Annotated in this window: 15 protein-coding genes; 2 read left to right on the top strand and 13 right to left on the bottom strand. The window is 36.5% G+C overall.

Annotated elements, in window-relative coordinates; genetic code table 11:
- Positions 1–10: 10 nt before the first annotated feature.
- From pepN to thiC, 8 genes are all read right to left on the bottom strand, one after another.
- Positions 11–2,641, bottom strand: a complete 2,631-nt coding sequence (gene pepN / locus ACFIM8_RS01865; protein ID WP_375606325.1) for an aminopeptidase N — start codon at positions 2,639–2,641, stop codon at positions 11–13.
- 73 nt (positions 2,642–2,714) lie between these two features.
- On the bottom strand, positions 2,715–3,554 hold the full coding sequence (locus ACFIM8_RS01860; RefSeq protein ID WP_375606324.1) for a uracil-DNA glycosylase family protein: 840 nt from the start codon (positions 3,552–3,554) through the stop codon (positions 2,715–2,717).
- Between the two features lie 446 nt (positions 3,555–4,000).
- Positions 4,001–4,759 (bottom strand): hydroxymethylpyrimidine/phosphomethylpyrimidine kinase, encoded by a 759-nt coding sequence (locus ACFIM8_RS01855; protein ID WP_375606476.1) that lies wholly within the window; start codon positions 4,757–4,759, stop codon positions 4,001–4,003.
- On the bottom strand, positions 4,750–5,355 hold the full coding sequence (locus ACFIM8_RS01850; protein WP_375606323.1) for a thiamine phosphate synthase: 606 nt from the start codon (positions 5,353–5,355) through the stop codon (positions 4,750–4,752). Before ACFIM8_RS01850 ends, ACFIM8_RS01855 begins: the two co-directional genes overlap by 10 nt.
- Positions 5,352–6,125: a thiazole synthase gene (locus ACFIM8_RS01845; protein WP_375614398.1), complete on the bottom strand. Its 774-nt coding sequence runs from the start codon at positions 6,123–6,125 to the stop codon at positions 5,352–5,354. Before ACFIM8_RS01845 ends, ACFIM8_RS01850 begins: the two co-directional genes overlap by 4 nt.
- A gap of 2 nt (positions 6,126–6,127) precedes the next feature.
- Entirely contained in the window at positions 6,128–6,325 is a 198-nt protein-coding gene (gene thiS, locus ACFIM8_RS01840) for a sulfur carrier protein ThiS (RefSeq protein ID WP_375606321.1), read from the bottom strand.
- 3 nt (positions 6,326–6,328) lie between these two features.
- Positions 6,329–7,279, bottom strand: a complete 951-nt coding sequence (locus ACFIM8_RS01835; RefSeq protein ID WP_375606320.1) for an FAD-dependent oxidoreductase — start codon at positions 7,277–7,279, stop codon at positions 6,329–6,331.
- Positions 7,276–9,111 carry a phosphomethylpyrimidine synthase ThiC gene (gene thiC / locus ACFIM8_RS01830; protein WP_375606319.1) on the bottom strand — a complete coding sequence of 612 codons (1,836 nt, stop codon included), beginning with the start codon at positions 9,109–9,111 and terminating at the stop codon, positions 7,276–7,278. Before thiC ends, ACFIM8_RS01835 begins: the two co-directional genes overlap by 4 nt.
- A gap of 1,865 nt (positions 9,112–10,976) precedes the next feature.
- Between thiC and ACFIM8_RS01825 the strand changes: the two genes are divergently transcribed.
- Positions 10,977–11,951, top strand: coding sequence for a phage tail protein (locus ACFIM8_RS01825; RefSeq protein ID WP_375606318.1), 975 nt, complete (start codon positions 10,977–10,979; stop codon positions 11,949–11,951).
- A 1,144-nt stretch (positions 11,952–13,095) separates the two neighbouring features.
- Here the strand turns inward: ACFIM8_RS01825 and ACFIM8_RS01820 are convergent.
- The 5 genes from ACFIM8_RS01820 to ACFIM8_RS01800 all read right to left on the bottom strand — a co-directional run bounded on the left by ACFIM8_RS01820 (position 13,096) and on the right by ACFIM8_RS01800 (position 19,396).
- The gene (locus ACFIM8_RS01820; RefSeq protein WP_375606317.1) at positions 13,096–13,896 is read right to left on the bottom strand and encodes a heme ABC transporter ATP-binding protein; all 801 of its coding nucleotides are present in this window, start codon (positions 13,894–13,896) and stop codon (positions 13,096–13,098) included.
- Positions 13,893–14,990 carry a FecCD family ABC transporter permease gene (locus ACFIM8_RS01815; RefSeq protein WP_375606316.1) on the bottom strand — a complete coding sequence of 366 codons (1,098 nt, stop codon included), beginning with the start codon at positions 14,988–14,990 and terminating at the stop codon, positions 13,893–13,895. Before ACFIM8_RS01815 ends, ACFIM8_RS01820 begins: the two co-directional genes overlap by 4 nt.
- 5 nt (positions 14,991–14,995) lie before the next feature.
- Positions 14,996–15,898 (bottom strand): hemin ABC transporter substrate-binding protein, encoded by a 903-nt coding sequence (locus ACFIM8_RS01810; protein ID WP_375606315.1) that lies wholly within the window; start codon positions 15,896–15,898, stop codon positions 14,996–14,998.
- Between the two features lie 13 nt (positions 15,899–15,911).
- Positions 15,912–16,955 (bottom strand): hemin-degrading factor, encoded by a 1,044-nt coding sequence (locus ACFIM8_RS01805; protein ID WP_375606314.1) that lies wholly within the window; start codon positions 16,953–16,955, stop codon positions 15,912–15,914.
- Between the two features lie 263 nt (positions 16,956–17,218).
- On the bottom strand, positions 17,219–19,396 hold the full coding sequence (locus ACFIM8_RS01800) for a TonB-dependent hemoglobin/transferrin/lactoferrin family receptor (RefSeq protein ID WP_375606313.1): 2,178 nt from the start codon (positions 19,394–19,396) through the stop codon (positions 17,219–17,221).
- Positions 19,397–19,639: 243 nt separating this feature from the next.
- Between ACFIM8_RS01800 and ACFIM8_RS01795 the strand changes: the two genes are divergently transcribed.
- The gene (locus ACFIM8_RS01795) at positions 19,640–20,410 is read left to right on the top strand and encodes an energy transducer TonB (RefSeq protein ID WP_375606475.1); all 771 of its coding nucleotides are present in this window, start codon (positions 19,640–19,642) and stop codon (positions 20,408–20,410) included.
- Positions 20,411–21,288: the final 878 nt, after the last annotated feature.

Below are 21,288 nucleotides of genomic sequence, written 5' to 3'. Positions count from 1 at the left end.
TTTTTTTGTTTCAAGTGAGTAGACGATTGATGATATCAGAAACATCGCTTGATAATTTTGGTGCGGCAGCAATCGTTTTTAATGCCGTTTCAAGTTTTTGTTGCCGAATGGGTTCTAATTGTCGCCAAGAGCGCAAAGTTGTTAATAATCGTGAAGCAAGCTGTGGATTTTTTTTGTCAATTTCTAAAATGATTTGGCAAAGAAAATCATAGGAGGCACCATCAACTCTGTTAAAGCCTGTTAGGTTGTTAGAGGCAAAGATACCGATCAGAGATCGTACACGATTAGGATTATCCTTTGAAAATAGCGGGTGTTGCATGAGCTTTTGAACATTTTCGAGTGTTGATGTGCCAGCAACCATTGCTTGAATAGAAAACCATTTATCCATAACCAAAGGGTCATGTCGATAGCGGTTTTCAAAATCATTTAAGGCATTTTGTGCCTGCTCACTTTCATTAAAACGCTTCACGAGAACAGCAATACTCGCCATTCGGTCAGTCATATTATCAGCTGTTGCATACTGTGTCGCCGCACGATTTGGATTGTTCTCAGAAATGGAAAGATAATCCAATAGTATGTTCTTGAATGCTCGCTTTCCGGCTTGTACAGTGTCTGGTGAATAGGGTTCTTGGGTTTGCATTTGTTCATAAAATTTTGTTAAGAGTTTTTGATGTGTTTGTGCAAGTGAAGCGAGAAACTGATTGCGCACGTAATGAATACGATCTGGATCAATATTTTTACCGATTGTATGAGCAAGCTCAACTTCACTAGGTAAATTTAAACAGAAGGCACGAAATTCAGGCTCTAAGGTTTCATCTGTTATGATTGTTTCAATCAGGTTTAGCAAAGCAGAGGAGATTGTTTCTTTTGCTGCTTGTGTTTTATCTTGAATGCTTTGAAGCAAAGCTTGCGTCATTAAATGATTAAGAGATTGCCAGCGATTAAGGTGATTGTCATCATGTTGTGCAAGAAAAATAAGTTCACTTTCATTAAATGGCGTGTGTAGAATGATTGGTGCAGAAAAGTCTCGCAGCAGTGATAAAACGGGTTTTTCACGCAGTCCTTTTAATGTAAACGTTTGGCTTTCCTTGGATAAAAGCATAACGTCTGATTGAATATCTGTATCCGCTTCATAAGCGAGGGTTTCTCCGTTAGGTCCTAATAAGCCAAATGCGATAGGGATAAGCATGGGCTTTTTTGTTTTTTGTTGTGGGGTTGCGGGAATATGTTGCTTTGTATGAATTGTTAAAACACCATCGCTATAATGACTATCGATTTCTACATTGGGTGTTCCTGCTTGTTCGTACCACAACATGAATTGGGAGAAGTCTTGACCAGATACTTCAGCAAAACAGGTAATAAAATCTTCAATTGTACAAGCTTGTCCATCATGACGTTGAAAATAAAGATCAGTGCCTTTACGAAACAGAGTAGGACCTAAAATAGTTCGTATCATGCGAACAACTTCAGCACCTTTTTCATAAACAGTTGTGGTGTAAAAATTATTAATTTGGCTATATTGACGAGGACGTACAGGATGCGCAAGAGGTCCTGCGTCTTCTGTAAATTGCGTCGCTTTTAATGCTTTTACATTTTCAATTCGCTGTAGGCTGCGTATATTTTGATCTGATGAAAATTCCTGATCACGATAAACAGTGAATCCTTCTTTTAAACAGAGTTGAAACCAATCGCGACAGGTAACACGATTACCGCTCCAATTATGGAAATATTCATGGGCAATGACACGTTCAACATTTCTATAATCCTGATCGGTTGCTGTTTCAGGATCGACAAGAACATATTTATCATTAAAAACGTTAAGGCCTTTGTTTTCCATTGCTCCCATGTTAAAGTCGGACACAGCAACAATATTGAAAACATCAAGATCATATTCGCGTCCGAAACATTGTTCATCCCAACGCATGGAACGTTTAAGAGCATCCATTGCATAGGTTGCGCGTTCGGTTTTTCCTTTTTCTACATAGATACCAAGCTCGATACGTCGTCCAGATACAGTTGTAAAATGGTCTTCTAACTTATCAAGATCTCCACCTACTAAAGCAAAGAGATAAGATGGCTTGGGATAAGGATCTTCCCAAATAGCAAAATGACGATTATTCTCTAAAGTTCCTGTTCCCACGAGATTACCGTTTGAAAGCAAGATTGGGATTGTTTTGGAATCTGCTTCAATTTTTACTCTATAGGTAGAAAGAACATCTGGGCGGTCGTAAAAATAAGTGATACGACGAAAACCTTCCGATTCGCATTGTGAGCAATAAACACCATTTGAAAGATAAAGCCCCATAAGTTGGCGGTTGCTTTCAGGATTCAGTTCCGTAACCAATTTTAATGTAAAAGGAGCCGTTGGTGGCGTTGTAATCTCTAAACGTGAAGGCGTCACTCTATAAGTGTTTGGGGCTAATATCTCATCATTAATAGAAACGGAAATTAAAGTAAGATCATCACCAGAAAGAACGAGAGGTGTTAATTCTTTTGTATCGTGACGGGGCTCAATAAACAATATGGCTGTAACATAGGTTTTTGTTGGTGCCAATTGGAAAGAAAGGTGTGTTTTAGGGATAGCGTAAGGAGTTGGTTGGTAATCTTCCAAACGATAAATAGATGTTATTGGCTGTTTCATAGTTTTTTCCCATTAGTATTTTAAGAGTTAAAGAAGGGTGTTTTAATTTTAGAAGCAAGATAGGATTAAAGAATTACAAAAGGCTGTCGAGGCGATTTTTTACTTCTAAGAAGTCTATCCATGTAAGCTTCTTTTGACTAGGGGTTCTAAGAAGGTAAGCTGGATGAAAAGTTGGCATAACAGGTATTTTTATATTATCTTCGCTTTCATAGATATGCCATTTCCCTCTTGTTCGGATAATCCCATTTTGAGATCCAGTAAGAAATTGTGCAGCAACGCCTCCCAGTGCTATAAGAACACGAGGACGTGCTAAATAAATGTGCCGTTCAATAAAAGGGCGGCACAAGGCAACTTCTCTTGGTGTTGGTGTACGATTTCCTGGTGGACGCCAAGGAATAGTGTTGGCAATGTAAACATTATTTCTTGCTAAGCCAATTGATGCGAGAATTTTATTAAGTAACACCCCTGCTTTTCCCACAAAAGGAATTCCTTGTATATCCTCTTCTCGTCCTGGTGCTTCACCTATGAGCATTAGGGGACTTCCTGCTGTTCCATCTGAAAAACAGGTATTTTTTGCTGTCAATTTTAGTGAACAGCCATTAAATGCAAGGAGGGCAGATTTTAATTCATCAAGTGTCTTTGCACTTTTTGCACTCTCTATAGCAGCGGATTCGTTTTGTATAGGACTAGAATTATACAGTGGATGATTATCTAATTTTACGCTTGGAGATGTTTTGGCAGATGTTTGTTGATTACCAGAAATGTTAACAACAGGCGTTAATTTTCTCTCTGAACAAGCAGACTGCTTAAAACGATCAATAGGGAAGTCTGTCAGAACGGCATCCGCACCACTTTCTTTATAAAAGTTTAAGAGTTCTTCATAGGAAATCGAGTACGGCGTTTGATTTAACATTTTACTTTTTCTAATGATCTAGGCACTATAGATCAAACAAAATTATCCTTCAAGTTTTATAAACGTATTCGCTAGCCATTAATGTATAAGAATGCTGATAGGATTCTCTCTTTTCACAAAAAAGGCAAATCGTAAAATGCGAGTTTTCGCGATTATATGCATCTTTAAATGTATAATTTGTTTAAATTGCGCTATTTCAACTTTTTAAACAAAATAAACTCACTCATAATAAAAGAATTTTTTACTGAATGCAAGTGGCGTGATAATATTTTTAATCATTATATTCTATATTTAATACTTAGTGAAAGTGAATTTTGTAGTATTTTATTTAAAAAATTAAGTATAATTTTTTATTATTTAATTTATTTAATAGCTTTTATTAAATAAATTAAATATATTAATTGAAATATATAATTATTACTTTTATATGAGAAAACACTAAGACGTTACAAACAGTTTTCACAATGGGTTAAAAGCAATGTGTGGATATATTCTTTTGCTTTTTTTACAGCTGAAATGAGAGGTTCATTGAGTGCCAAATGCGCTGCAATAGCGCTTGATAGAATGCAACCTGTTCCACGCATTGTTCCTTTTAAACGTGGAGTAGAAATATTGATGACTTCAATTTTGTCAATGAAGCTATCAATTGCAAGAGGACCCTCCGCATGTCCGCCTTTTACTAAGATAGAGCGAGCTCCCAATGACAAAAGTTTTTTTGCTTGTTGTATTGCTTGCTTATCATTAGATGCCAATGGACTTTGGCTAAGAAGAGCGAGTTCTTCTCTATTCGGTGTTAAAAGATCAACATGAGGAAGCAGTTTATCGATCATAGTGTCGATGATTGTTTCTGTTATTAGTTTTCCTCCTGATGAAGCGACAAGTACAGGGTCCAAAACAACTGGAACATGGGGATAGTCTTTGAGTACGTTACAGATTGCTGCTATAATTGCTTTTGTCCCCGTCATACCAATTTTTATTGCGCTTATTGGATTTGCTTCTAGAGCAGCACGCATTTGCGCAGCGACGAGGTCTCCACACATTGGAATGATTTCGACAACGCGATTATCATCTTGTACGTTAACACAAGTAATTGCTAAATTTGCTTTTATTTGAAAATGTGCAGAGGTTTCTATATCACGAACAATACCGGCACCTCCTGTTGGATCAGTGCCTGCAACAATAAGAATGGAAGGTATCAACGCCATTTTTGTGTCACTTTTATCCACTGCTGTACACGCTCTTCAGGTTTTTTATGGAGGATAATATCAGTCACAACAGCAGCACTATTTGCTCCTGCATTTAAAACACTAACTGCACGTTCTGGTGTTAACCCACCAATACCCACTAAAGGTAAAGCACCAATCCGTTTTCTCCATTGTTTGATTTTCTCTAGTCCTTGTGGCATCCATTTCATTTTTTTTAAGATTGTCGGATAAATAGGACCAAGTGCAATATACTCAGGATTAGCAGAGAGTGCGATATCCAATTCATGTTCATCATGTGTACTAAGACCAACTTTTATACCACTTTTACGAATTGCGTGAAGATCAGCATTGCTCAGGTCTTCTTGTCCCAGATGAATAAAATTACACTTTTCATCAATTGCTATTTCCCAATGATCATTAATAATTAATTGTGTTCCCAATTTATTGCATATGTTTTTTGCACGCTTAATATGTTGACGGATTATTTGTTGATTTTCATGTTTCATACGCAATTGTACGAGCTTGATACCAAGAGGAAGCAAACGTTCAATCCAATCAGCGTTATCAACGATGAGGTAAAAAGGATCCAGTTTCATGAAAATACCGCTTTTCCAATGATTGGTGTTGAAGGGACTGCTACATTGCGTGCTTCGATCATGCCAGCTTTATACCCCATACGCCCTGCCTGAATAGCTTTGGAAAAGGCCTCAGCCATCAAAACAGGATCAGCTGCTTTAGCAACTGCGGTATTAAGCAGTACTGCATCATAACCTAGTTCCATCGCAATGGCGGCATGGGATGGGCGTCCAATGCCGGCATCAATAACAAGAGTAGCATCAGGAAGGTAAGCACGGATAGAACGCAATCCATCAGTATTATGAGGTCCTTTGGCAGAACCAATAGGAGCACACCAAGGCATAATAACACGGCAACCAATGTCGAAAAGTTTTTCAGCAACAATGAGATCATCCGTTGTATAGGCAAAAATTTTGAAACCTTCATTGTTTAAAATTTGAGCAGCTTCGATTAAGGAAAAAATATTTGGCTGTAAGGTGTCTGAATTACCGATAATTTCGAGTTTAATCCAAGCTGTTTTAAAAAGATCTCTTGCTAATTGCGCTGTGGTTACGGCCTCTTTAACAGTATAACAACCAGCAGTATTAGGAAGCAATGTTACCCCAAGATCTTGAAGGAATTGCCAAAACTGCCCTCCTTGTTTTCCACCTGCGCTTTCTCGACGTAATGAAACGGTTACAATTTCTGTATTGGATTTATGAATAGCATCACGAAGGATGACAGGAGAAGGATATTGCGCTGTACCTAACATAAGACGAGAGGTGAATTGTCGTCCATAAAGATTCAACATAATTAACCACCTTGCATTGGGCTTAAAATTTCCACTTTATCTCCTTCATGCAAAATAAATTGGTCTCGCGCATCTACAGGAACAACTTCAGCATTAACAGCAGTTGCTAGCCAATTTCCTTCATACCCCAATTCCACAAGCAAGAGACTAAGAAAAGGAGCTTCTGTTTGAAGTGTTTCACCATTAACAAATATTTGCATGCTTTATTCCAATGCCAATTTCACTGCTCGTTTTGCCATTTCTGGAGACAAAAGAAAACCATGTCTATAAAATCCATTAATAGAGATATGGTTACCATATTTGCATACAGAAGGGAAGTTATCAGGATAAGCTGGACGAATACCAATGCCGGATTCAACAATTTCTGCTTCGGCAAAAGCAGGGTGCAATGTATAGGCCGCGTTGAGCAATTCCATCATTGATCTTACAGAGATTGCACCATCAAAGTCACTTTCAATCATCGTTGCGCCAATCATGAAAATATCATTCTGTCGTGGAACAACATAAAGTGGAAATCGTGGATGAAGAAGACGAATTGGGCGGGAAATTTTAATTTCTGTACTCCGCAAGAGTAGCATTTCACCACGTACACCCCGTATATTTTTATCTTTTCCTAAACGTCCTATTCCTGTCGCATCAATAACAATATCAAAATTTTTTTCAGCCTTCTCTACATCAACAAAACAGGCTCCATTGTTGAGAAGCTTTTCTTTTAAAGCCATAAGTGCTTTGCGAGGATCAATATGGGCTTCATTTTCATAAAAGAGTGCACAGTTAAAACGTTCCGCAAGATCTGGTTCAAGATGAGCTATTTCTGTATTATCTATGGTTTTGTGATTATGCGTACGCATAAAAAATCGTTCAAGCTCTCCTCTATCTCGTGTAGGTGCAACTACTAAAGTGCCTTTTTGTATGACAAGGTTGGGGAGCGTTTTACGCCACCATTGTATAGCTTGTACACCAAGATCTTCAACAATCTGTTCCGCATTTTCTCTTTCACAGTAAGGTGCGAGCATTCCTCCTGCATACCAACTAGCACTTCCTATAGGTGAATGAGGGGGGGCTGATACAGTAACAGAAGCACCTTTTTGCTGTAACATAAAGGCAACTGTTAAGCCGCCTACACCTGCACCTTTGATAAGAATGTTCTTCAACTGTTTACTTTCTTTTTTTGAGGAGGAACAATTTCCATATAAAGATCACCACTTTCTTGATATTTTTCAGCCATAGCAATCATACCTTCACCTTTTGTTTTTTTGAGTGCTGCAGCATCACGAATATCATGGGAAATACGCATAGAACAGAATTTTGGTCCACACATGGAACAAAAATGCACCAATTTATGGGCATCTTTAGGCATTGTCTCATCATGAAAGGCACAGGCTGTTTCTGGATCAAGAGAAAGGTTAAATTGATCATGCCATCTAAAATCAAATCGTGCACGCGAAAGAGCATTATCGCGCAATTGTGCTCTCGGCAAACCTTTGGCAAGGTCTGCGGCATGAGCAGCAATTTTATAAGTAATCACACCAGTTTTTACGTCATTCCTATCGGGGAGTCCTAGGTGTTCTTTAGGTGTTACATAACACAACATAGCAGTTCCAAACCATCCAATCATAGCGGCACCAATTGCTGATGTAATATGATCATAACCCGGAGCAATGTCCGTTGTAAGAGGTCCTAAAGTATAAAAAGGCGCCTCATGACAAAGATCTAATTGTTGCTCCATATTTTCTTTAATTTTGTGCATTGGGACATGCCCAGGGCCTTCAATCATAACTTGTACATCTTTTTTCCAAGCAACTTTTGTCAATTCTCCCAAGGTTTTAAGCTCTGCAAATTGGGCCTCGTCATTGGCATCGGCAATAGAGCCAGGACGCAATCCATCCCCCAATGAAAGAGAGATGTCATACGTGCGTGCAATATCACAAATTTCATCAAAATGTTCATAGAGAAAACTTTCTTTATGATGATGCAAACACCATTTTGCCATAATAGAACCACCTCGTGAAACAATACCTGTTACCCGATCAACGGTCAAAGGGATAAAAGGTAGTCTTAATCCTGCATGAATGGTAAAATAATCAACACCTTGTTCTGCTTGCTCAATAAGGGTATCACGAAAAATATCCCATGTTAAGTTTTCGGCAATACCCTGTACTTTTTCGAGTGCTTGATAAAGAGGAACTGTTCCGATGGGCACAGGAGAATTTCGGATAATCCATTCACGAATATTGTGAATATTTCGTCCTGTAGAAAGATCCATAACTGTATCTGCTCCCCAGCGAATGGCCCAAACCATTTTATCAACTTCTTCTTCCATAGATGAAGTTACTGCTGAATTTCCAATATTGGCATTAATTTTAACACGAAAATTACGTCCAATAATCATAGGTTCGCACTCTGGATGATTAATGTTTTGTGGAATAATGGCGCGTCCACAAGCAATTTCATTGCGAACAAATTCCGCAGTATAAGTTTCAGGTATTGATCCAGAAAATGTTTCATTTGATGGTACATTTTGCCGCTCTTCTACTGCTAATCCTTCATTTTCTCGTATAGCCACATATTCCATTTCTTCGGTAATAATGCCTGCGCGTGCGTAAGCCATTTGTGTAATTGCTTTGCCATTTTTTGCTCGTAAAATAGAACGTTTTTGCTTAAAGGCTGGTGTAAGGTTTTTATCAGAAGTCAATCCATTATCTTCAGGTTTAACTAATCGTGCAGGATAAGTTTCAGTATCATCCCGTTTAGAGAGCCAAGGCAAGCTAATTGCTGGAAGGCCTTTTGTAATATCAATGATCATATCTTTATCTGTGTAGGGGCCAGAAGTATCGTAGACGTTTAAAGGTTTTTCACCACTGCCATCAGCCAGTGAAATTTCACGCAATGGTACGCGCACATCAGAAAAGAGAAGGCTCTGTTGATAAATTTTGCGTGAAGCGGGAAAGGGGTTACAACTAATTGATGGAGTATTTTTCTGCACAAACTTTTTCCTTATAGACACGGAGTTCAAAAATAGGTTGCGATGTTAATGGAGTTACGATGTTAATGGAGATGTATTCAAATTATCAATCACGAGCATTCGGATGAATAGGGGTAAGTATTGCTTTGTAGCAAAGAAAACCCAATACAGCTCAAGAAAAGTTATTTTGAAAAACTGATACAATATCTATTCTAATATTTGCATGCCTCCTCCCACTTAAAGTATTTTTGTTAATACGAATATGGTTGGCTTAAATATCTATATTGTCAATCATAAAAATATATTTTAAACGATTTTGGTGTGTTTTTAAGAGTGAAAATAAATATTATGAAGTGATAAACTATGATATTGAAGCTTTTATAAACCAGAATAAAGTTAAAAGCGGATTATCAGAGAAAAAGTAGATAGTTTATGGCTCTGATTGAGATTTTTTTCATATTAAAATAATAACTCAGAATACCATAAGATTCTCTCATCATATATCTTTTCATATAAAAACACTTCCTTGCACGTCATAAGTGGGAGCGTATGGGGCAAAACACTTGAAGAAAGGAAGCCAAATGTCATTTAATGAACATTCTAAGATGTGAGGCTGTCAAAAAGTGGAGGCCAACAAAATGTATGATGGATTCCACTTGTATCTTCAAAAGCTTAAAGCTGATGATCTATAATGGCTTGCTATTGTATCATTGACGTGCGCTGTCGTAAAATGAAAGGAGTATATTTTGAGCAATATTTCTTAAAAAGTGCGTAATATGCAATATCATTATATTTTGTTTGGGGTATTCTATTCTTCATGAGGGGGATGTTTCCATTAAGAATGCGATAAACAAAAGCGGGAAACAATACCTAATCTTTATTATTAAAAATAATATTGTCTTGAATTAAGAAGAACACCAATAATTGCAAGATGTTGTTTAGAATGATTTATTGCTCTTGCAAAAAACATATACATATAATAGTATATAGAGGGAGATGTGCTAAGTGTGGGAGGGGGAAAGTTGGTTATGGGGCGTTTAAAAAACAAGGATATTGTTCATAAAGATTGGGGGAGGGGCTAGGTTATGCTTTTTAATTTTTTCCGGATCGGATACAACCTTCAAATTTTGTGAAGGTGTGTGATATTTGATATTTCAAAGTATTTTATTTCCAGTTTAATGAAAGTGTGGAGCAAGTGTCCATATTGAATATATTTTCTATGATACATTTAGATTGAATAAAAGCTTATTCAAAAAAACATTGGTGCTAATCTTGTGACACAATTTCAGAAATAAATTGAATAAAATAGAACAAAGTATCTGCGTGTGAATAAAAAGATAATGAAGCATGTAAAAAATTTGAAGCTAATTTTTAAAGTTTTAATACAAATGATAGCCAAAAGATAGAATTTCTTTGTTTAAAATATATGGTATAAAATATCGATGAGATAGATTTAAACTACTGAAAAAAATAAAAAAAGATAATGTTTAAGTCAGAAACTTTCTATGTGGATGATAAGTTATTACATTCAGTAATGGTTATATGAAATCCATAATAAGGAAAAATTTGAATAATATTTATAAATTTTGCAACAAGATGCAAGATTTAAAAAATAATTATATAACAACAGCAAAACAACAAAACAAGATATTAAGTAACATCAGATGAGGTGGTTACATTATACATTAGAAGAGAAAGCATTCATACTAATGTTATGAAAAGCGTCTGGTGAATTTAGGTTATAAAATTGGAAGGAGTGAAGAGAGATAAAATGCGTAAATAAGGATGGTGCAGTGGTTATGATGTATCAATCAACAGCGGCAGCACATTTTAGTGCACAGAACGAGAAGTTGTTAGAAAAACTATGAAAATAATGGGGGTTTAAAATGTCAAATATTTACGATTGGTCTCTAAAGGCTGATGAAAATGCTTATTCAGATAGTATCATTAATTGGGCAGAAGGACAGCCGCCTAGTTCTGTTAATGATAGTGCACGGGCGATGATGCAGCGCGTACGAGAATATCTTGCAGATAATGGTGGATCTATTGACTCAAGCTTTATGGTAAATGCGGAAGATAAAACAACATTAATTACCTTAAAGACAGTTTCACCAATAAAGAAATACAACAATGATATCATCATACGTTTTAAAGCTCGTGGCACAAATATTGGCACGACGACAATAACTGTTAATAATATAGGAGAAAAGCTTATCTATAAAGCCACTGATGTGGGGGTTATCCCCTTAGAAGGGGGAGAGCTGCAAAGAGGTGGCATTTATGAAATGGTATATAATAATGGTGTTTTAATAAAAGAGCATGAAGGGTGGTATTTATTAAATCCTACACCACCAAAAATAGAAAATTTTCCTGCTGGATTCATTGCAACATTTGCTATGCAAAGTGTGCCAAATGGTTGGCTTTTATGTGATGGTAAGTCCTATAAGTGTGAGGATTATCCGCAGTTATTCAAGGCAATAGGTGATAAATGGGGGAAAAACAGCTATGGAACTTTTAAAGTTCCTGATTTTAGAGGTATGTTTTTACGCGGCTTTGATGATGGCCGTGGTTTAGATGGTGGTAGAAAATTTGCAGATAAACAACAAGATAGCATAAGATCGCATACGCATATTGGGACCATTGAAGAAGCAGGCGAGCATGCACACAGTTTTGAGTATAAAACAGTAGGATGGCCCGTTGGTGATATTGGAAGACTACCAAATCATTATACCTATAATGCGACCCTGAAAGGGACAACAGCTTCTGCTGGTGCACATACACACAAGATCACTCTTTCCCATACGGGTGAAACAGAAACGCGCCCTGTTAATACAACTGTTGTCTATGCTATAAAATCATGAGTATGATCTGCTCATAAATAATCTATACACTTTGATAATTTTGTTAACGCGGAGCAATTCCGCGTTATTTTTTATGTATGTGAAGAGGAAATCTATACTCTTTATACAATACTTGAGAGAGTTAAAAAATAATTTTAAATGATTGGAGGGAAGAGTTAAGGATATAATTTATTATAATTGTATGATTATGAAGAGAAAATATGTAAAAATTATTTTAAATTTGCCATTAAATGATCTGGAGATATATCTTTTCATCAGGTGTTTTGATAGGGGCTAAAGTGATACAATTACTCAATCTGAGGCATGAAAAAGTGCAACATTTGTAGCGTTTTATTACAAAAACAGTATATCTTTGTATCAGCGAATTGATCTCATAAAGAGATTTCTCATCTCTTTATCAATTTTATTTCTTTGCAATGCTATGATGTAGGTTATATTTGTAAATTGTATACTCCTTGAGTGAAATTATCGTTATACTTTCTTTTCATCTCTATATTACGCATTGTTTTTGCGTTAAGGGGACGACAAGAAGCGTTATTGAATTTATTTTAAATATTTTATTCAATAGTTTAATTCTTTTGATGTACCAATAAACAATTTTTCTAATAGAGGAAGAAAAATAAAAATATGATTATATTTAATGTTTTTATTGACTACAGAGATAGATAAAGAATCAATATAAAAAAAGATAAAGAAAAAGCATATATGTTATGAGAAAAAATAACGCCGTTAAAGCAACAAATAAATCTTTTACAGATTGTTAAGAGGTACTTAATTTTTATCTAGTCCCTAGAAAATATAAATAATCCATGTAATTATTATGACAAAGGTATTTGTATGTATTTCTGGATCATTTTTATTAAAGACAAGAGTGATAGAAATAGCGAGGAAAATACATATTTATGTCGTATAAACTTGCATTATATAAAAGTATGATAGCAAAACAAAATCTCAAATATTTTTAGTACGTAAAATCTTGAAAGATTTTAAACAGATAGTCTTTTCCAAAAATATCTTTGATGCGAGCGGAAGACGTTAGATGATAGAAAGGAGTTCATTAAAAATAAAATAGAATCTTGAATATTTGCGTACTTTATTGTGCTAGGTACATTAATTTTTAGATTGAAGCTGACTGCTTTAGGATCTAAATCTCATAAGAGGATGCTGTTTGAGGGAGTATAAATGGGATATCTTCTTTAGGTAATTCAGAAACGTTTAAGGAACAATGATAAACATCGCGGAGATTTTGTGTTGTCAAAACATTAGTCGCATTTCCTTCGCAATAAATCTCTCCTTCTTTTAGCAAGATCATGCTATCTGCATAATGTGCTGCAAGATTGAGATCATGAAGAACAGCGAGAACGCCGCCACCAGAATGAGCAAATTGTTTAGCAATATCCATAACGATGATTTGATGTTGAATATCGAGGCTAGCAATAGGTTCATCTAATATCATCCAGCGAGGAACCTCATTATGAACAGGTTTCCAGATTTGGCAAAGAACACGAGCAAGTTGTACGCGCGCTTGTTCTCCACCTGATAATTGGTGATAATATAGGTTACCATAATCAGAAAGGTCAACGCGATCTAAAGCTTTCTGGATAAGATTTTGCAATTCGGCTTTGGCAGTGCTAAATTGGTTTACAGAAAGGCCAAGCCCTACAACTTCATGGACTAAGAACGGAAATACGAGCGTTGTTGATTGTGGTAGTACAGCGCGCATTTTTGCCATTACATGAGTTTTTGTTTGGCATACATTATAACCATTTAAAGTTATTTTTCCACTGTAAGGAATTTCACCACTCAGAGCTTTGATAAAAGTACTTTTTCCTGATCCATTAGGGCCAATAATAATGGTAAAAGCACCACTTTTAGCTTGAAGATTAATGTGTTTAAGAATCTGTTTTTTTCCGCGCTGAACACAAATATTTGTCGCTTCAATCATGAAAAGTCTGTTCCTCGTTTGCATATAAGGATCCATAGAAAGAAAGGTGCACCAAAAAGTGCTGTTACAATCCCAATCGGCAATTCTGCGGGGGCAACAATTAAGCGTGCAAACATATCAGCAAAAATAAGTAATGCTGCTCCCAAGAGAGCAGAGCAAGGAATGAGATAGCGATGATCAGGACCTATGAGCTGACGTAAAATATGAGGAACAATAATACCAATAAAACCAATACCACCACTGACAGCAACAGCACTACCACACATAAGAGCAACAAGGGGAATAGAAATATTTTTGACGCGTTGAATATGGAAACCAATATGGCCAGCAACAGCTTCTCCAAGAGCAAGGGCATTAAGTGCTCGTGATAAAAAGGGAGAGAAAAGAAGACCAATAACGATAAAAGGGAGAACGAGCCATACTTTCAACCATGTAGCGCCCGCAAGAGAGCCCAGACTCCAAAAAGTGATATCACGCAGTTGTTGGTCATTTGCGACAAAAATCAATGTTCCGACAACAGCACTACTTAATGCACCAAGAGCAATACCAGCAAGCAGCATGGTTGCAATAGAGGTAAAGCTGTTATGTGTTGCTATTATGTAGAGAATAATCGTTGATAAAAGTCCACCAAAAAAAGCACCTATGATAACTTTATAAGGCTCTAGAAAAGGTGCAAATGAAACAGGAAAAGCAATGCCGACAACAATTGCTAAGACTGCTCCAAGTCCAGCACCTGCTGATACACCTACAATTCCGGGATCTGCAAGAGGATTACGAAAAAGCCCTTGCATAAGAACACCGGAGACAGCTAAAGCTGCTCCAATCAATAATCCCAAGATAACACGGGGAAGCCTTATGTCGATGAGCACGAGGTAATCACGCGTTTTACTACTTACCGAAAAATCTTGTGTAAGCATCACATGGAGGAGATCAACGAAAGAAACCTTTGCTGCACCATTCAAGAGCCCACCAAAAATACTTAAAATAAGGAATATTATTAAGCTTAATAATAAAATCTTCCCCTGCTTTGAACGGTTTATTTTTTTACCTTCTTTTTCTTTAGGTAAATGCATCCTGGATGTACCGTCTACCATTTTTATCAGCTCTTACCGTTTTGATGTGCACCATAAAGTATCTCAATAAGCTCTCTTGATGCGTCTGCAGTACGTGGACCAAATCCCAAAAAATACATAGCATCCATCTGTTTTATGGCATGATTTTTCGCTGCAGTTGTTGCTTGAATTGCCGGTATGGCTAAAATCTTATCAATGCTGGTTGATCTTGCACCATGTTTTACAAGCAAAATAACATCAGGATCTGATTTCAATAATGCTTCGCCGTTGAGAAGTTTATATCCTTTATAATCGGTGATAGCATTGATAGCGCCTGAAAGTTTGATCATACTATCAGCTGCAGTACCTGTTCCAGATGCCATGACGCGTCCATTTTGCACAGAGAAAACAAAAAGAACACGCTTTGGTGTTGTTACTTTCGCCAAAAGCGCATCGTTGTCTAAAAAATTACGCTTCAATTTCTCAATTAACGCTGCGGCTTGCACTTCCCGATGAATGGCTTGACCAACGAGGCGAATCTTTTCTATCACATTTTCACGGGAGTAGTCTTCTGGTATGATCACCAGAGGTATCGATGTTTTTTTGAGAATATCAATTGTTGAAGCGGGACCACTTCCTTCAACAAGCAATATACCCTCTGGAGCAAGTGATAAAACCCCCTCAGGTGAAAGAGCACGCATATATCCTAGCACAGGAAGCTTGAGCGCTTCTTGTGGGTAGACGCTTGTACTATCACGGGCGACAAGTTGATCTTGGGCTCCCAATGCATAGACAATTTCTGTAAGTGCTCCGCCGATAGAAACAATTCGAGCATTTTCAGGAAAACGCGTTGCAGGTTCAGCAATCACTTGTTTAGAAAAACAAGTAAGAGAGAGCAGTAAACACATAAGAAAAAGGTTTGATAACCTATGTAAAAGAGATATGAACATGTCTAACCTTATCTTAGTTACTACTGTTTTCTTGGCATGATGGCAAACTATTCAATAAAGAACGCCAATCTTCACGTTCTTTTTGACCCTCTTTGCGTACGCCAAAAAATTGAATAACCATCTCATCATCTTTATCGAAAACTTCAAGTGAACTGACATAACCATCACGGGTAGGTTTGCGAACATGCCATACACTAGAAATCCCAGACGTGAGTAAATGAAGGTCAAATCTTGGATCAAGAACATTAAGCCAAGGTCCCATTTGCTTAATATTTTTTACAGTCCCACTAAAAATTTGAATACACCCTTTATTCCCAACAAAACACATGATTGGCAGTTCTTGTTGTGCGACTTGGTTAAGCATTATTTCAACAGCATTTACCTGTAATTCATCGGCAAATTCATTACCAACATATTTTACAGCATGATGTCGATTAATTTTAAATTCGGAAATAATTTTGTGAAGTTGGTGTACATCTGTCATTTTCCGCCAACGGTCCCGAAAACTCTCAATATCCAATTCTGTTATGTCACACTGGGCTGGGAGAGAAACGGGAAGAATGTTAAGAACAGGAGACTGATCTTCAAGAAGGAGCTTTTCAACAAGTTTATTCCACTCTTCCATATTTGTCATATCTTTAGAATAGACCTTTAAGATAGCAACGCCATGTTGATCAAAGAATTGCAGACTTTTTGTAGGTTTTCCAAGAATAACGACATCATATTCAAAACCGAACTTCCATTGTTTTGTAAAAATACGCAAATCAATTTCACCAAGTGTGATAGGAATATGTTCGTTTTGAACAATTTTTTCAAAGCGTCCCGTTATTTCGTGAACAGCATATTCATTGCGAGTTAAGACCATGACGGTTCCAAGTCGAGGTGCATTTTCCAAGAGAGTAGCAACATCAGTTTGTAGCCTTTTTGCTTTTCCAATGGTACAATAAGCCGCAATAAGCTCCGCTTCAGATATACCAATCGAAACCGCAAAATCGCGGTTTCGCATTTCTTTTTTTTCTTCACGCAAACGAAGAATCATTTCAGCTGTATGTGCCATGAATTTACCTTATGCTACTTAACTCAAAAACTAACTTTCAAATTTTACAATTCCAAGGCAATAAATTAAATTCTTTTAAGAGTTCAATCTATCACAAAATAACACTCTATCGCCAACAGCTGAGCAATCAAAAAACGATAAAACAGAAAGAATTAAAACTTTTCTACCAAATCTTTGTAATTTTAAAGATGTTGAAAATAGAAACACAATAATTAATCCTTTTATCAATATGATTTTATTGACCGAATAATTAACAGAAGTGACTAAAACTTTTGTACAAACGACACCTTAAAGTTACGACCAGGCTGGCTATAATAGTCTTTTGGTGTTGAACTTTTACCTGAAGGAAGTTCAGATACATTCCAATATTTTGTATTGAAAAGATTATAAACACCGGCTCTTAGAATAGGTCCTGTTTCACCGAATGGTTTCCACCACCCTGTCATATCAACGACATGATATCCTGGAATTTTTTGGTAATCAGATTCTCCGGCTACTTTATCACGTTTAGCTGCCAAAGTAAGGATAATATCGCTTCCCCAAACCTCTTTTGCATATCCTAATCCGATAATTGCTTTCAAAGGAGGAATTGAGTTAAGATACTCCTTTTTATCAAGATCTTTTCCTTGTGAATAAGCAAGAGCAACATTGCTATGAAAACCGTTTTTAAGAACTAAATGGGCTTTTGTCTCAACACCAAAAATTTGCACGTGAAAACGATTCATATAATGCCGACGCGCAAATCTAAATTCCTCTGATGGCCCTCTATCCTCAGTATCTATGAAATTCTTATATTGATTAAAAAAGGCATTGAAGGAACCACCGAAATTTACATTTCCATACCGTAAACCAACATCATACCCATTGCTTGTTTCTGGTTGAAGATCAGGATTCCCTTTCACGTAATAAGCAGAAGGTTTGATATAAGAGACGTAAAGTTCTGGAATACGTGGTGCACGAAAAGCCTGAGCCCACTGAGCATAGAGCGTTACTTGATTACGAACATCCCACTCCACGCGTAATTTAGGAGAAAAGCGTGAACCACTTCTTTCTGGAGGGAATTTATCAGAAATCAGAGCTTTCTCATAAGAAGGTGTTTTCTGAGGAACATATTTGTACCAATCATACCGGATTCCCGGTGTTACACGAAAACGATCATCAACCAACCCAATTTCATCTTCAAAAACAAAACCTAAATTGTAACCATTTGTGTCTGGCGAATCTGATCGATTAGCAGGAACAAAAAGACATCCTCGAGCGTATTCTTTTATATGACAATTGTCTTTACCTAACAAATAGTGATGAAATTTAGATGACGAAACACTCATTACAAACTTTAACGTATGGTTTATAGTGCCAAAATCCACTTTTTTAAGGGCATCAGCATTGAAACCATAATTGATATTACGCAAGAAATTATCTCTCAAATAATCCCCTTTGGGGGCTGAAACACGAACGCCTGTCATAACGTAACGACTTGATTGCCTTTGCCAATAAAGCTGCCCATTAAACGCATCAAGAACTGCATCACCATTACCATTATAATTATAAGAAAGAGAAAAGCGCTCACGAAGTTTATTATCCTGCTCATAAACGGAACCTGGAGCGTATCTTTTAGACGAATTTAATTCATGTGTGTTACTCTTATGACCAAAACGCTCTGCGGTAAAACCAAGGCGGTGATTATCACTCAAATATTGATGAATTTTAAAAAGTAAGTTATTTTTATCAAAGTGAGAAGGGTTTTTGCGCGTGCGTTCCTCATACCCTTCTACTGTTCCCATATTTTTGCGCTCATGACCTTCTACATAAGATCCTTGAAAAAGTAAAAATGTCCGGTAATTACGCACAGCAAAAGCTTGATCGATGCGCCAGCTGTTATCAACAGAATTATAACCACCTTTTATAAGGCTTCCCCAATTCTTTTCTTCCACGATCAGGTCTTCAGGATCAAGGGTACGCAACGCAATGATTCCCCCTAAGGCGCCAGAACCATAAAGACTAGAATCTGATCCTTGAATAGTATCAAACGTAGAAAGAGCATTGAAATCAAAAGTTGTGTTTCCACCTCCACCACGGAATATATCATTAAACCACGGAAGAGAAATACCATCCATTGTCGTAAGAACACGGTTCGCATCTAAACCCCGAATAACGAAACTGTTATTTTCTGAGTTATAGGATACGGAAGGATTAAGACGACTCACATCATAAACATCAGTTATTTGTCTTTCATCAATATTCTTGTTGGTCTTACGATCAGTCAGAATGGTTATTGAATTTGAAGCATCTTCTATTTTTTTTCCTTTAATAAGGATTGGTTTGAGTTCAGTGACAGCACTTCCATCTTTATTTTGTGCAAAAACAAATGAAGGTATACAAACCGATAATGCACTTAAAATTACACAGCTTTTATAGATATTTTTTCGTCTTATTTGCATAACACATCATAACCCTTTTAAACATCCCCTCTCTGTTTTGAAATTTTTTTAATACAAAAAAGCTGGACTCACTAATTAAAACTTGCCAGCCAAGTAGGAATGATTTTGACAACAGCACAAAATCATTAGAAGACCATATTAAACATGACAAAATCAGTCAAGAAAAAAGTTGCAATTTCAAAATAGCCTGTTTTAATGAGATTGAACACCAATATTAAGCTTAAAATAGTGGCAGAAAAAACGATGAATTTTGCAAATACGAAACAATTATTAATTCTTTGGATTGGTGCATTTATTGGGGCTTTCTTTTTGCATGTATTATTGGCAGCACAGTTTTATTTTCAAAGTACTGGTATAAGTAATGGCTTGCTCTCGTCGGAGATTATGCTGACTTTTGTGCAAGAAACTGTATATCCGGATGTTGATACAGACTTGCCAGATATTCATAGAGAGTTGGATATTAATACAGAGCAAGAAGTATTACAGTCTGATCTCCTAGAGCAGGAGTCAGAAGGATTGGAATCCGTGGATGAAGTTCAATCGGAAGAACCTCAGCATATAGTAGAACAAGATGATTTAAAGCCTTTGGAAGAACCCCTACCTCAAAAAGTGGAGCATAAAGCGTTTATCAAAAAAACAATACCGATGCCAAAGGCAGTAGTAAAGCGCTCCAATGCAAAGGCGGTACGTTCTTCTTCCATCAACAAGGGCGGCGGTACAGCAGGGCTTGAAGATATGTTGTTAATGGAGTGGTTAGCAAAGGTACAGTCACAATTAGAAAGGCAAAAAAATTATATTGTGGGACAGCGCACCAATCGTACAAAAGGAACGGTGAAGTTAGAATTTATGGTGCATGAGCAGGGGAGTATTTTTTCTAGTCGTGTCGTTGTTTCTGCTGGAGATCCAGAACTTGATCGATTAGCGATGGCAGCCCTTCGACGCGTTGGTTCTTTTCCACCACCACCACCATCAAAAGTGAATAAAACAATTAGAGTATCCCTAATATTTAGCTGATTTTTTATACGGGGCGATTTTCTTATAATATATTGATTTATAATGATTGTTTATAATTTTGATGAAAGTTAAAATATAATTTATTCGAATTTTTTTGATGTTGAATCAATCAAAACCATCCGCTTACTTATGATACAAGTTGAGGAGGAGCATGGACAAAAAACTTCTAAAAAGCAGTGAACATACTTCTTATGAGTGCTCTAAATGAAAGGGCTTTTGCAACATTGGGAGTTAAGGGATGATGGAGCTATAGCTTTTATTAATTCAAGGTCTAATCGATTTTTATACCATTCGTGAGAAGATTTTCGTAAGTACTTTTCAGATACACCGTTGTGAAATGGACTTAGAAACATTAAAATAAAACAATAATATAAATAAGAAAAACATACTATTTGGGGATGCTCTGTTTTGTGTAAAGGATGTGAGCTTATATGTAAAAATGAGAAAAAAGCAAAGCTTCATCTTCATTATTAAAAGATATTGACATATTTAAAAGTCGTAAAACCGAATGAAAAGGGAAGGGGCAGAAGAGAATTGTTTGTCTTTAAGGCTTTCTAACTCAATGAGTCTCTCTTTCTGTTATCAGAGATAACCCAAACGATATACACAATAATGCGCCCCTATTGGGTATAGAAATATTGTAAGCAGAAAAAATAGTCTTAAAATAAGCTGTTTCACAAGATTTGAATATTGACTAATAAGCAACAGTAAAAGGATGAGCTATTTGTTTCACTCTTCTCTTATATTTGTAATCTCTATGATATTGTCATCTATGTTGAGAAGAAATGAATTATTTGTACTACCTGTTGATTTATAATGATAATTCATCATTTTGTATTTGAAATAAAAGACCCAAATAGTATAGGGTTTTCTCATTT

It is taken from the genome of Bartonella sp. AC535YNZD, from assembly GCF_042196625.1.
Taxonomy (GTDB): Bacteria; Pseudomonadota; Alphaproteobacteria; order Rhizobiales; family Rhizobiaceae; genus Bartonella.
Note: the sequence above shows the minus strand (reverse complement) of the source record. Positions and strands in the feature narration are given on the sequence as shown.